Annotated in this window: 6 protein-coding genes; all 6 read left to right on the forward strand. The window is 39.4% G+C overall.

Features of this window, described 5'->3' with window-relative positions; genetic code table 11:
- Positions 1 to 9: 9 nt before the first annotated feature.
- The 6 genes from ACQRCC_RS09845 to ACQRCC_RS09870 all read left to right on the forward strand — a co-directional run bounded on the left by ACQRCC_RS09845 (position 10) and on the right by ACQRCC_RS09870 (position 15,655).
- Positions 10 to 543: a DUF4446 family protein gene (locus ACQRCC_RS09845; protein WP_427850647.1), complete on the forward strand. Its 534-nt coding sequence runs from the start codon at positions 10 to 12 to the stop codon at positions 541 to 543.
- A gap of 29 nt (positions 544 to 572) precedes the next feature.
- Positions 573 to 1,859, forward strand: coding sequence for a serine--tRNA ligase (gene serS, locus ACQRCC_RS09850; protein ID WP_427850648.1), 1,287 nt, complete (start codon positions 573 to 575; stop codon positions 1,857 to 1,859).
- A 1-nt stretch (position 1,860) separates the two neighbouring features.
- On the forward strand, positions 1,861 to 2,736 hold the full coding sequence (locus tag ACQRCC_RS09855; protein WP_427850649.1) for a DUF3881 family protein: 876 nt from the start codon (positions 1,861 to 1,863) through the stop codon (positions 2,734 to 2,736).
- A 12-nt stretch (positions 2,737 to 2,748) separates the two neighbouring features.
- Entirely contained in the window at positions 2,749 to 4,236 is a 1,488-nt protein-coding gene (locus tag ACQRCC_RS09860) for a helix-turn-helix domain-containing protein (protein WP_427850650.1), read from the forward strand.
- Positions 4,237 to 4,390: 154 nt separating this feature from the next.
- Positions 4,391 to 6,652 (forward strand): AMP-binding protein, encoded by a 2,262-nt coding sequence (locus tag ACQRCC_RS09865; protein WP_427850651.1) that lies wholly within the window; start codon positions 4,391 to 4,393, stop codon positions 6,650 to 6,652.
- Positions 6,653 to 6,871: 219 nt separating this feature from the next.
- Positions 6,872 to 15,655: a hypothetical protein gene (locus ACQRCC_RS09870; RefSeq protein ID WP_427850652.1), complete on the forward strand. Its 8,784-nt coding sequence runs from the start codon at positions 6,872 to 6,874 to the stop codon at positions 15,653 to 15,655.
- The last annotated feature ends 12 nt before the right edge of the window (positions 15,656 to 15,667 follow it).

Consider the following 15,667-nt stretch of genomic DNA (forward strand, 5'->3'; position numbering starts at 1 on the left):
TAAGGGTGTATGGAAAGTAAAATATTAGCAAAGCTTGGAATAGATCCGGCATTCATCTTTTTATTTTTGATTGTACTCATAATCGTCTTGTTTGCCTTATATGTAAATGTGAGTATGAAGTATGATCGGTTAAAAAACAGTTATAATTCGTTTATGAGGGGAAAAGATGGAAAGAATCTTGAAGAGAGTATTTTATCAAAGTTTTCAGAAATAGATACTCTTGCCAAACTAACAAAACAGAACAGACAGGATGTAAAGGAAATGAGTCGTATTGTAGACCGAAATTTCCAGAAGTTTGGTATTGTGAGATACGATGCATTTAATGAAATGGGTGGAAAGCTAAGCTTTGTCATTGCAATGCTGGATGGAAATAATAGTGGATGGATTCTGAATGCGATGCATAGCAGAGAAGGATGTTACACTTATCTAAAAGAAATTGTAAAGGGTGAAAGTTATATAGAACTTGCGGAAGAAGAGACGGAAGCACTTGACAGAGCAATCTTCAGTGAAGCATATGACACAGATATTAAAAGTAATAACTAATTATAAGAAAGGTTTAATGAGGTGAAGAAATGTTAGATATTAAATTTGTAAGAACAAATCCAGAAGCAGTAAAGGAGAATATCAAAAAGAAATTCCAGGATGATAAGCTTCCGTTAGTAGATGAAGTACTGGAACTGGATCAGAGAAACAGAGATATCAAACAGGAAGTAGAAGCACTTCGTGCTGAAAAAAATACAATTTCCAAACAGATTGGTGCATGTATGGCACAGGGAAAGAAAGAAGAAGCAGAAGAATTGAAAAAACAGGTTCAGGCAAATGCTGACAGAGTAGAGGCTTTATCTGGAGAAGAGAAGGATGTAGAGGCAAGAATTAAAAAAATCATGATGACTATTCCAAATATTATTGATCCTTCTGTTCCGATTGGAAAAGATGACAGTGAGAACGTAGAAATTCAGAAATACGGAGATCCTGTTGTTCCGGAGTATGAGATTCCTTATCATACAGAGATTATGGAAAGCTTCAATGGTATTGATCTTGAAAGTGCAGGAAAGGTTGCAGGAAATGGTTTTTATTACCTGATGGGCGATATTGCAAGACTTCATTCAGCAGTAATTTCCTATGCGCGTGATTTCATGATCAACCGCGGCTTCACATACTGTATTCCACCGTTTATGATCAGAAGTAATGTAGTGACAGGTGTTATGAGTTTTGCTGAAATGGATGCAATGATGTACAAAATTGAGGGCGAGGACCTCTATCTGATTGGAACCAGTGAACATTCTATGATTGGTAAATTTATTGATACTATGTTAACGGAAGATCAGCTTCCTCAGACACTGACCAGCTATTCTCCATGTTTCAGAAAAGAAAAGGGAGCTCATGGAATTGAGGAACGTGGAGTATATCGTATTCATCAGTTTGAAAAACAGGAAATGATCGTTGTATGTAAGCCGGAAGAAAGTATGGAATGGTATGATAAATTATGGCAGAATACAGTGGACTTATTCCGTTCAATGGATATTCCGGTACGTACTCTTGAGTGCTGCTCTGGCGATCTGGCAGACCTGAAGGTAAAATCCTGTGATGTAGAGGCATGGTCTCCGAGACAGAAAAAGTATTTTGAAGTAGGAAGCTGTTCTAACCTGGGTGATGCACAGGCAAGAAGACTTGGTATCCGTGTAAAAGGAAAAGATGGAAAATATTTTGCTCATACATTAAATAATACAGTAGTAGCTCCACCGAGAATGCTGATCGCTTTCCTTGAAAATAACCTCCAGGCAGACGGTTCTGTACGTATTCCGGAAGTATTACAGCCATATATGGGTGGAATGACAAAAATCGAGAAGAAAAAATAATATGCATATATTTTTAAAATCAATAGGATATGGAAAAATTAAGTCAGAAAAGATATGGAATCATTATCTTAAGGAGACGGAAAAAACCTATACCCATCATGAATTAGTTGCCCTGGACAGAGAGATAGATTTTTGTGAGTTTCGACGCGAATGCGGAACGGGAATCGGTATTTCGGTGTGTGGAGATATGGATGAGTCAGAACACTTTGAACGTCAGTATTATTATCCTTATTTTTCAGGCAGCGGAATATCCTCCTGTGCGGAGGTGACAATAGAAAGAAGAATGGACAGAGAAGCATATATCGGAATATGTGAGGATTCCAGAATTGGAATTACTCTGATTTTCCATTTGCAGAATACAGCAGAATATCTGATAGAAAAGCAGGCGGGAAAGAACCGATTTGGCAGTGAGTCAATAACGCTGGCGGGATTATGCAATGAAGGAACTATTCTTCTTCCTGTAATGAAAAACAAAGAACAAAAGGAACAGATAAAAAAAGAATCCAGAGATCGAAAAATTCTTTTAAGCGCAGCAAGAAGCGGAGACCAGGATGCAATGGAGACACTGACACTGGATGATATGGATACTTATTCGAAAGTATCCAGAAGATTGATTACGGAAGATATATTCAGTATTGTGGATACATATTTTATGCCTTATGGTATGGAGTGTGACAGATATTCCATTTTGGGAGAAATCATTAGTATTGAGATGATTGAGAACAAAGATACAAAAGAGCCTTTATATAAAATGAGGCTTGATGTAAATGAACTTCCGTTTGACATTTGTGTTCCTAAAAATTCAGTTATCGGAGAACCGGAAGCGGGCAGAAGATTTAAAGGCGATATATGGCTTCAGGGAAAAATAAATTTCTAGAAGAGGTGTAAAGTGGAAGAAAAAAACAGATTTAGCCAGTTATTGGATAATCTAATGGAAGAAGCAGAACTCAAAAATTATATGCTTGCACAGAAGCTTCAATATGATGTATCGTATATCAGTAAATGGGTAAGCGGCCGGATGATTCCTTCTGAAAAAACTGCAGAAAAGGTTATGAAAGGAATATGTGATTGCATTGTCGAAGATGCAAGTGACAGAGGACTTGAAAATCTTCTTGGCATTTATAAGGTGAAAAATGGTGACGAACTGAAATTGGCAATTTACGATAATCTGGAGGCAGAGTATCTATATGTAAAAGAATTGCAGAAAAGTACCGGACATGAAGTGGCACCAAAGACGCAGTATTTTCCGGAAATGAATATCAGGCAATATATTTCAAAAATGCATCATCCTGTACTTCGAAGAGTAAATTCATTAAATATTGTATCTTTAATGGATCTGATGACTATGGATTATGAAGACCGTATACAGTTTACCACGATTGATAATGAGCGTGTGACGGATACTACCAGATATCCGGATGTCCATTACTCAATGGTGATCAATATAAGACCTGATAAATGGAGATATCTTGAAGATACTTTTTTTCTGATTCATTTAATTTCGGACAATGCTATGATAGATTTTCAGTTATATGGCGACAGTCAGGCAATGGGAAAAATGATATTTGCCGTAAGAGATGATTTTGTTATTTCAGGTATACTGATCAATCGGAATATCTGTATGTCTGTTGGAGTAAGTGAAGATTCTGACACATGTAATACGATATATAAGAATATCAGGATGCAGTGCAGCCGTGAGAGATTACTTTTCCGTACGACAAATATAAGAGAGATGATATCAAATTTTGAATACTCTCATACTTTGCTTTCTCCGAACCTCAGGTGGGAAATCGGACATCTGACAGAACATTTTCTTCCGGATGATCTTTTTGAAGAAATAATTGAAAAACTATGCAAAGAGCAAAAAATATTAGATGAAGACAGAGTCCGTATGATCCATAAATTAACACAGAAGGTTATTCAGGAATCAAATGTAAGAATACTGATTTCTGAGGCGGCATTTTCCAATATGGTGATTGAACATAAAATAGATTTTTTTAATCATCCAATATATCTGAACGCTAATCAGAGAATGCGCTGTGCGGAACATATTCTGTCATTATGTGAAAATAATCATAATCTGGATATAAGACTGGTTTATGGAAAATTTGGCCTTGATTTTGATTATTCTGATAATCAGAGTACATTTCTGGCAGATACAATTACTCATCTGCGTTTAAAACATGTGGGAAGCCCGAATAATGTAATGATTATAAATCGCATGGATATGCATAGAATCTTTGAACGAACTTTTGAAGAACTCTGGAATTATGGTGATAATGTAATTCTAAAAGACAGAACAATGGTAACAGAATATATGAAACATATGATGCGAAGTATAGAACTTACCACAAATCTTGAAAAAGAAAAAAACTAAAATGAAAAAAGTGAATCACATGACTCAATGTGATTCACTTTTTTAAGTTTTTTAGCAATTTGATTCTCGAGTATTCCATATTATGTCATGATATACTATGTTCAATCGTTTATATCACGAAAGATGTGAAAAATCAAAGGAGTACATGAATATTATGGATAACAAAATGACTGGAAAAGCAAGTATCGATAAACCGTGGCTTAAATACTATCCGGAGGAATTTCAGAATTTAAAAGTTCCAAAGATGACATTGGAAGCATTCTTAAGGATGAAAAATCCGGATGAAAATAAAGAAGCGATTGAATATTATGGTAAGAAATATACCTGGAAATTTATATGGAATGAAGCAGAAGTTGCAGCAAAAGCTTTAAAAGTGATTGGATTTGAGGAAGGAGATCGCATTCCGGTATTTGTTCAGGCTGTTCCGGCACATATTATTCTTCTTCTGGCAGCTGAAAAGATTGGCGCTGCATTGATCTGCCGTGATGATGTTCCGGAAGAACTTTGCTTTGCTATACGTAAATCAAAAGCATCCACAGCTTTTGTACACGACTATACTTCAAAGGATGATGAAGAATTATTCCGTGCTACAACACCTATGACTCGAATGGTTAAGGTTTCTCCTTATGATTATGCAGATAAAAAGAGCATTCCGGATTATATTGCAAAAGAAATTAAATCCCGTTATTCCAGCGAGACGGAGACAACAGAGGGAGATCTCACATGGGATGAATTCATGGATCTGGGAAGAAAATACATTGGAGATTTTGCTGTTCCTGAAAATCCAGACAGACCGTTATTTGGGGCATATACAAGCGGATCTACCGGAATTTCAAAACTGGTTATCCATTCCGGGGCTAATATTGTAGCAGTGGCATATCAGATGTCAATCTTTGCTCAGCCTTCAGAAACCCAGGAAACCTGGTGGCTTCCAATTCTGACACCTGCATTAATTGCAGTAACAGTGTCCATGATGGCTTTTCCAATGTCTGCCGGAATGAGAGTAATTCTGGATCCATATTGTCCGATTAATGATATGGATATCCGATTTATGGAGCTGAAGCCAAATTACTGGGCACAGATACCAATGATGTATGAAATTCTAATGAAAAATGGCAGAATTCCGGAAGATTACGATATGTCACATTTAAGAAGTATCGGACCTGGTGCTGAAGCATTGAGTGACAGAAAATATCGTGAAGTCGAAGAATACTTCCATAAACATAATTGTAATCAGCCATTAAGTGCTGCTTATGGTCAGAGTGAAGGTGGTTCCTGTCTTACTTTACCAAATCCATTATTCCCATTAAAGGATGGATGTGTTGGTATGCCGATGCCTGCAACTGTGATTTCCATATTTGATCCTGAAACTTTAGAAGAGAAAAGTTATGGAGAAGTCGGAGAAGTATGTATGGATGGTCCGGCTAAAATGCTTGGCTACAGTGGATACATGGGCGAAGAGATGACTGACAGAACATTGATCGCACATGCAGATGGAAGAATATGGTTACATACAGGTGATATCGGATACATTACAGAGCATGGTATTCTTCATATTCTCGGACGTGGATTCTCAGAACGTTACGGCGGCGGATATTTGTTTATGATGAGAATGGAAAGCCGTGTAGTTGAAGCTGAAGGTGTAAATGATGGTTTCTTCTGTATAGTACCTGATCAGGATCACGAGGGATATTTCGTACCGTATTTATTTGTCATTCTGGAAGATGGATGGACATTGGATGATGCAAAGCCGGGAATTTTTGCTGCACTTGAGAAACATGAATATCCGGTTGAGATTACCGTAATTAAGGAAAGACCGTATTTCCATTTTAAGACAAATAGAAAAGAGCTGACAGCAGCAATTGTTGAAAGACTGCAGAATGCAGAGAATGGAAAGATGAAAATCTCCTGGACTGAGAATAAGATTGCATCCGGCTACGAAATCAGTTACTGTAATAACAGTGCTTTTGATGGAGATAAGACAATTACTGTTCCATCAACTGAAAAACTTCAGGAAGTAATCGGAGGACTGAGAAAAGGAGAACGATATTACGTCAGAGTACGTGCTTTCAATACAGTTGCTTCTAATACTTATTATTCAGCATGGTCTGAGACAAAATCTATTATTCATACTAAGGTAGAATGCTGCAATACGGAAGATGGAATTGAGCTTGTATGGACAACAGTAAAAGAAGCAAGTGAGTACAGAGTTTACCGTAAGAAATTCGGTGAAAGTTCTTATAGCAGAATCGCAGTGATCGAGGGCGATACTTCTTATGTAGATATTGATGTAGAAAATGGTGTACGCTATTGTTATTACGTATCACCTCAGATTACAGGCGTAAAAGCTACCACAAACGCTGCAGTTCAGATGTATCTGGCTGCACCACAGATTGAAAAATTGTGGAATAATTAGTAGATAATTTAAAAGTAAAACAGTGCCGTTGTAAAAGTGGTTTTAGCCGTTTTTACAACGGCTTTTTCTTGAAATAAAAGGCAGATTATGGTATTGTGAATATGGGGTATACCCTCTGCTGAAATTATGGGGAGATTTCATTTTTGAAATTTATGTCGGCAGCATTTCAGTGGAAACTTATTAACATGCTACAAAATAATTAATAAAGGAAGGAAGAATATGAAAAAGAGAATGAAAAAACTCGCGAGTCTCTGTTTATCAGTCTCAATGGTCTTTAGTATGTTCTCAGTGCCTGTGTATGCATCCCCTGCTGATAATGAGGCATCCGAACAGACAGAAACTGTGGAAAGTACTGTGACGGAAGATAACGCAGAAGCTTCTAATCAAGAAGTGGAAGAAGCGCAGCCGCAGACTACAACGGTTGTGGAAACCTTCGGTACCTATACGGTCAATGCAGCGGATCTAGATGTATCTGATGTAACACCTTATAGTGTATCTGTAGAAGGTGAAGTAGCGGTTGATGAAAGCAACCCGATAACGACAACTATCGAAGAAGAGTTGGGCGATATCAAGGTACTGAATAAAGATGGAGAATCGGTTGCTCTGACCGAAGAACAGATTCAGCAGATTCTTTATGTTTGGGGACAGTATCAGGATCAGTGTAAAGCCAATGCTAACTTACTTGGTGTACAGCAGCCGTTTTTCCTTAGTTATAATGATAATAAGGACGGTCTGGGTGTTCTGGGAGAGATGCTTGTTCTTGCAGGTAAATCAGTAGATGATGTCAGAAGCGGAAATTATTCTTTTGACGATCTGATGGGAATGATTCAGAATTTCCTGTATGCCGATAAGTTTGGTGTTGAGTTTTATGGTGAAGCTATTGCAGCAAAACGTGATGAAGCGATAAAAGAAGTAGAGAAATCCGGTGCCAAGACAATGGCTCAGAAGCTACTGGTACTGAATGACTGGATCGCACATCAGGCTACATTTGATATGGCCTATATTATGAAGGGCGATACGGATGGTGATGGCAAGCAGGACGATCCGCTTATGGTAGCTCAGGATCCTCAGGAGCATAAATATCATGATACAATTTATGATGAAATGTATAAATTGTATGAGCAGCAGATTAGGCAGCAGTTCCGTGACAAGATTGCAGAGGGAATTAAAGATGCTGTTTATAATCAGGCATTGGAACAGGCTAATGCTGCTCATGATGATATTTATGCGCAGGTATATCAGGGATTGTTAGACAGTGGAATGGAAGATAATGAAGAAACTAAAGCAATCGCTGAAGAACAAACACAGGCGCAAATTAAAAAAATTGCAGAAGATGCAGTAAATGATGTTGTGGAAAATGGAATGCCTCAAACTGATGATAATGGTAATCCTATTACGGATGAAGAAGGAAATCAGGTTAGAGTTCCATTTGAGACAGTAATTGATTATCAGATGGATCAGCCACTCGATGATCTTGGTGGAATGAGTCCTAACCAGGCAATTCCGATTTACGCTCAGCAGGCTGCAGAGGGTCTGACACAGGGTATTCTCGGTGCATGGGAAGGTAACCATATCGGTATCCTTGCTGAGGGAACTGGTGTATGTGCCGGTTATTCTAAAGCATTTTCTTATATTTTACAGTATATGAGCCCGGAATACTATGGTGTGAATGGTGCCGAAACTGACATGAGTGATTCTGCAAACTGGAAGACTCCTGAAGAACTGTACTATACTACAGATGCAGATGGAAATAAAAAACTGGACATTGAAAAAGATTATATCGTTGATATGGTTCGTATTACCTTCGATGCAGAAACATCCATGTTTGGTGAGTCAGCTCCTTTTGGTGAGGTTCATTTCTGGAATGCAGTTAAGGTTGATGGAACATGGTATTACGTTGACCCATGTTATGCAGACATTTATGTAGAATGTATGAATCGTGACCGTGTAGAGATCGATGGTACGATGAACCATATGTATTTCCTGTTCAGTGACAGTACCGCACGCGAACTTTATGATGGAAATATGAAGGAAATTGCAACGCTGTATAAAGATGCTGCAAAAAATACTTCATATGAAGATTCCTGGTTTGCACGTATTTCAAGTAATGCATATTCAGATGGAAGGAATTTCTATTATCTGTATGATTCAACAGATCAGCTTTCTATGATGAGAGAGTTCAATAATATGAATCAGGATAATATGGATTCAGGGGATTGGGAAGCTCTGATGGCAGGATCTGACCCGGATTATAAAATTGTATATCATCCGATTAGCGATACAGATAAGACAGGAGGAGCAGATTCTGACTTTACTACATTAATCAATTTCAATCCAAAGGATGATGACGATAATACCCTTTCTGCACAGGTTTATGACCCTGCATCAGGAAAGATGGTCGATAATGAACTTCTGACTGATTTATTTGCGAAGTATAAAGAAGAATGTAATATTTATCCATCTATCATGCTCACAGCTGCTATGTATGATGGTAAGGTATACTTCAATCTGAGTAATTGTATTCTTAGCTATGACCTTTCATCCGGTAATGTTTCAATTGTAAAAGAATACGATAAAGTGTCAGGAACACGCGATAATACCAATCCATTTGGAGGAATGGCATTTACAACATGCAGTGAAGGCCAGGGTGAATTTACCTTTACAAATCGTCCGATTGCAGCAATGACAATCAAAGAAGATGGAAAAATGTATGTATCTGTTGCAACAAACCTTGGATTTATCTCTGGTAAAGAAACTGTAAATGATATTTCAAGCTATGGATATGAATACGAGGAAAGTAATTACAATCCGAATTACAGCAATTATACGCAGGATTCCGACTACAGCGAAGCAGAGCTTGAAGAGATGGGATTCAGCAAGGAAGTGAATGACAACGATGAGTTCATGTGGAGTGCAGTTTTTGTAGACACAATTAATATGTCCGGAATGTGCACAAATCATAGTTATGAAAGTGTAACAGAAACATTCTGTGGACGCGATGGTTATACTGAGAATCGTTGTACTACATGTGGCGCCGTTGAAGATGGTTCCAGAGTAATTAATGAAGGAACAGCTCATGAACATCACTACGTTCACTTTGAAGAACAGTATTATACTAAGAATGACAGCGGTAATTGGAATACAGGTGATTGCTATGTCTGCACTGTATGCGGATTCTCAATTGAAGAGCCTACAGAGCCGAAGCAGAATCAGCAGGAATCTGATGAAGAATTTGAGGAAAGAAAGGCTGAGTACGAAAAAGAAAAAGAAATCTATGATCATGCTGTTGAGACTGCAGGTCATACATATGAAGCAGATGAAGCAAATGTAAGTTGGGCTGAAGATAATACTACAGCAACAGTAACAGGTAACATTCATTGTGCAGTATGCGAGAATAAGAAGCTGGATGTACTGGGAGCAAATCAGTATGATCCAAAGGCTAAAGAAAACGCAGCTAATGCAGTTTTATCTGCAACACTGGAAAACCCAGTTGAACTTACAGTAGATGAAGAATCCAAGACTGTAAGCGGTACCTGTGATACAGGTCTTACAATCAGCTGTACAGCTACCGGAACTACCGAAGATGGTAAGAAGATTGTAGCAAAGAAGACAGAAACTACAGAGGCAGGAAGACATGATTATGTAGCTGAATTTACATGGAAAGATGCAGAAGAGGAAGATGCAGAAATTCCGTATACTGCAACTGCTGATATCAAGTGTTCTGCTTGTGGAGATTCTGCAAAAGGACTGGAAGCTACCGTTGTATTGGATGAAGAGAGCAGTGTAGCAGCTACCTGTGAGGAAGCAGGAAAGTCTGTTTACAAAGCTACAGCAACCTATACGAAGGCAGAAGGTGAAGAACCTTATACCTTTGAAGATTCCAAAGTAGATGAGGTTAAAGCAACCGGACATGATTACGCAGGTGAAATTACCTGGGTAGAAAAGACCGACGAAGCTGGAAATGGCACAGGTGAATGGGATGCAACAGCAGTCTTTACATGTAAGAATAACAGCGAGCACAAATTCGAAGGTGATGCTGTAGAAGTTAAAGTAGAAAAAGATACTACAGAGGCAACCTGTGATAAAGCAGGAAAGGTTGTATACACAGCAACAGCGTTAGTAAAAGGTGACGAAGGCAAGGATATCGAACCGGTTACAGATACTAAAGAGGTTGAAATTCCTGCATTAGTCCATAAATATGAATGTGAATTCGAGTGGTCAGACAACAAAGATTATACAGCAGATGCAACAGCAGTATTTACATGTGCAAATGGCTGTGGAACAAAGTATGAAAAAGATGATGTAGAGGTTGTAATTACAAAAGTTGAAGAAGAAAGCAAGGCAGCAACCTGTACAGAAGATGGACAGAATGTATACACAGCAACAGCTACAGTAAAAGGTGAGGCAGGAAAAGGAATTGAGGCAGTAACATCTGAAAAACATGCAGTCACAATTCCGGCAACAGGCCATACTTATGCAGATGATGCAGAGCATGCAGTATGGACATGGTCAGAGGATCATAAGACAGCAAGTCTGCTTCTGACATGTACAGTATGTGGAACTGAAACAGAAGCAATCAAAGCAGAAGTTGAGGAAAAAACAACAGATGCAACCTGTACAGAAGCAGGAACGACAGTTTACACTGCAACTGCAAAACATGAAGGAACAACCTATACAGCAAAAGAAACAGTAGCAGGCAAAGCATTGGGACATGACTACAAAGAAGAGTGGAAATGGACCGAAGCAGAAGGAGAAGTTCCACACAAAGCAACACTGACCCTTACATGTTCCAGATGTGAAGACAAACAGACAGTTGACGGAGATGTGAAGTTAACCAGTCAGAAGGCAGCAACCTGTACAGAAGATGGAGAAGATGTATACACAGCAACAGCAACCTACGAAGGAAAAGAGTATACAGATACCCATAAAGATACTTATAAGGCGACCGGACATGATTACGCAGGTAAAATTACCTGGGTAGAGAAGACTGATGAAGCTGGAAATGGCACAGGTGAGTGGGATGCAACAGCAGTCTTCACATGTAAGAATAACAGCGAGCACAAATTCGAAGGTGATGCTGTAGAAGTTAAAGTAGAAAAAGATACTACAGAGGCAACCTGTGATAAAGCAGGAAAAGTTGTATACACAGCTACAGCAACTGTAAAAGAGAATGAGAAGCTTAAGGTAACAGATACTAAAGAAGTTGTGCTTCCTGCATTAGGCCATAAATATGAATGTGAATTCGAGTGGTCAGACAACAAAGATTATACAGCAGATGCAACAGCAGTCTTTACATGTACCAATGGCTGTGGAACAAAGTATGAAAAGGATGATGTAGAGGTTGTAGTTACAAAAGTTGAAGAAGAAAGCAAGGCAGCAACCTGTACGGAAGATGGACAGAATGTATACACAGCAACAGCTACAGTAAAAGGTGAGGCAGGAAAAGGAATTGAGGCAGTAACATCTGAAAAACATGCAGTCACAATTCCGGCAACAGGCCATACCTATGCAGATGATGCAGAACATGCAGAATGGACATGGTCAGAGGATCATAAGACAGCAAGTCTGGTTCTGACATGTACAGTATGTGGAACTGCAACAGAAGCAATCAAAGCAGAAGTTGAGGAAAAATCAACGGATGCAACCTGTACAGAAGCAGGAACAACCGTTTACAAAGCAACAGCTGAATATGAAGGAAAGACATATACAGCTGAAGAAAAAGTAACAGGCCAGGCATTAGGACATGATTATAAGGAAGAGTGGAAGTGGACAAAGGTTGAAGGTGAAGATGGTAAGACATCTTATACAGCAAGTCTGACACTGACATGTAACAGATGCGATTCTGTTGTAACAGATCTTAAACCTGAAGTAACAGTGAAGAGTGATGTTGCAGCAACCTGTACAGAGGATGGTGAGACCGTATACGTAGCAAGAGCTGAGTATGAAGGCCAAAAATACAATAGTGAAAAAACAATAGTAAATAAGGCAACAGGTCATACTTATGCGGATGATGCAGAGCATGCAGTATGGACATGGTCCGAAGACCATAAGGAAGCAAGTCTTGTTCTTACATGTACAACATGTGGAACTAAAACAGAGGCTATTGATGCTAAGGTTACAACAGAAACAACAGATGCAACCTGTACAGAAGCAGGAACGACAGTTTACACTGCAACTGCAAAACATGAAGGAACAACCTATACAGCAAAAGAAACAGTAGCAGGCAAAGCATTGGGACATGACTACAAAGAAGAGTGGAAATGGACCGAAGCAGAAGGTGAAGTTCCACACAAAGCAACACTGACCCTTACATGTTCCAGATGTGAAGACAAACAGACAGTTAACGGAGAAGTGAAGTTAACCAGTCAGAAAGCAGTAACCTGTACAGAAGATGGAGAAGACGTATACACAGCAACCGCAGTATATGGTGAAAAAGAGTATACAAATACTCACAAGGATACTTATAAAGCAACAGGTCATACTTATGCAGATGATGTAGAGCATGCAGTATGGACATGGTCACCAGATCATAAGGAAGCAAGCCTTGTTCTGACATGTACAACATGTGGAATCGCAACAGAAGCAATCAAAGCAGAAGTTAAGGAAAAATCAACAGATGCAACCTGTACAGAAGCAGGAACGACAGTTTACAAAGCAACAGCTGAATATGAAGGAAAGACATATACAGCTCAAGAAACAGTAACAGGCGAAGCATTAGGACATGACTACAAAGAAGAGTGGAAATGGACTGAAGCAGAAGGTGAAGTTCCACACAAAGCAACACTGACCCTTACATGTTCAAGGTGTGAAGACAAACAGACAGTTGACGGAGAAGTGAAGTTAACCAGTCAGAAAGCAGTAACCTGTACAGAAGATGGAGAAGACGTATACACAGCAACCGCAACCTATGACGGAAAAGAGTATACAGATACCCATAAAGATACTTATAAGGCAACAGGCCACACATACGCAGACGATGCAGAACATGCAGTATGGACATGGTCAGAAGATCATAAGGAAGCAAGTCTTGTTCTGACATGTACAACATGTGGAACCGCAACAGAAGCAATCAAAGCAGAAGTTGAGGAAAAATCAACAGATGCAACCTGTACAGAAGCAGGAACAACAACTTACAAAGCAACAGCTGAATATGAAGGAAAGACATATACAGCTGAAGAAAAAGTAACAGGCGAAGCATTAGGACATGATTATAAGACAGAGTGGAAGTGGAGTGAAGCAGAAGGTGAAGTTCCACACAAAGCAACACTGACTCTTACATGTTCAAGATGTGAAGACAAACAGAAACTTGACGGAGAAGTGAAGTTAACCAGTCAGAAAGCAGTAACCTGTACAGAAGATGGAGAAGACGTATACACAGCAACCGTAACCTATGACGGAAAAGAGTATACAGATACCCATAAAGATACTTATAAGGCAACAGGTCACACATATGCAGACGATGCAGAACATGCAGTATGGACATGGTCTGAAGCTACCGAAGAAAGTGAAACAGCTTATGTAGCAAGCTTAGTTCTGAAGTGTACAACATGCGGAACTCCAACAGAGGCTATCACTGCAAAGGTAACAGAAGAATCAACAGATGCAACCTGTACAGAGGCAGGAACAACAGTTTATACTGCTAAGGCAACTCATGAAGATAAAGAGTATACTTCTACCAAGACGGTAACAGGAGAAGCATTAGGTCATAATTATAAGTCTGAATGGAAGTGGACTAAGGTTGAGGGCGAAGATGGTAAGACATCTTATACAGCTGATCTGACCCTGACATGTGACAGATGTGATTCTGTTGTAACAGATCTTAAACCGGTTGTAACAGTTAAGAGTGATGTTGCAGCAACCTGTACAGAGGATGGAGAGACCGTATACGCAGCAACTGCAGAGTATGAAGGAAAAACATACAATAGCGAGAAAACTGTAGTCAACAAAGCTACTGGCCATAAGTTTGGCGAGTGGGAAGTTGAGATTGAGCCGACAGAGTCCAGTGAGGGACTTGAGGTAAGAACCTGTGAAGTATGTGGAGCACGTGAAGAGAGATCAATTGGAAAAGAATCCAGTGTAAGTGTACTCTACAAGACACATATCCAGACATACGGAACAGAGAAAGAGTGGAAATCCAACGGAGAACTCAGCGGAACATCCGGAGAAGCTAAGAGACTGGAGTCTATCAGAATTAAGTTAGATAACAATGGTGTTTATGAAGGTGGTATTGAGTACAGTACTCACGTTCAGAGAGAAGGATGGCAGGATTGGAAAGAAAACGGTGCCATGAGCGGAAGCGAAGGAAGCGGACTGAGACTGGAAGCAATCAAAATCAGACTGACAGGAGATCTTGCTAAACACTACGATGTATACTATGCAGTACATTCTCAGACATATGGTTGGCTTAACTGGGCTAAGAATGGAGAGATTGCCGGAACTGCAGGACAGGGCAAGAGACTGGAAGCAATTAAGATCATTCTGGTTGCCAAAGGTGGAGATGCACCGGAGAAGATTGGTACAGAAGATCGCTGCTACGTTCATTACTATGTAGGATACAGAACCCATGTACAGACTTATGGATGGCAGGATTATGTATATGACGGAACAATGAGCGGAACATCCGGAGAAAGCAAGAGACTGGAAGCAATCAACATTAAGCTGATGAATCAGGAATACGATGGAGATATCGAGTACCAGACTCATGTGCAGACATATGGATGGGAAACCACATGGAGCAAGAATGGCGCTTTAAGTGGAACATCTGGAGAGGCTAAGAGACTGGAAGCAATCAGAATCAGACTGACGGATGAGATGGCAGAGAAGTATGATGTATACTATCGTGTACATGCGCAGTATTACGGATGGCTTGGCTGGGCAAAGAATGGCGAAGAAGCCGGAACTGCAGGATTCGGAAAGCGTCTGGAAGGTATTGAAATCGTACTGGTAGAAAAGGGAGGAAAAGCTCCTGGAACTACAGAAGGTGCTTTTATCAGTAATAATTAAAAAAAGAGATAG

Source organism: Sporofaciens sp. SGI.106, from assembly GCF_050314255.1.
GTDB lineage: Bacteria > Bacillota > Clostridia > Lachnospirales > Lachnospiraceae > Claveliimonas.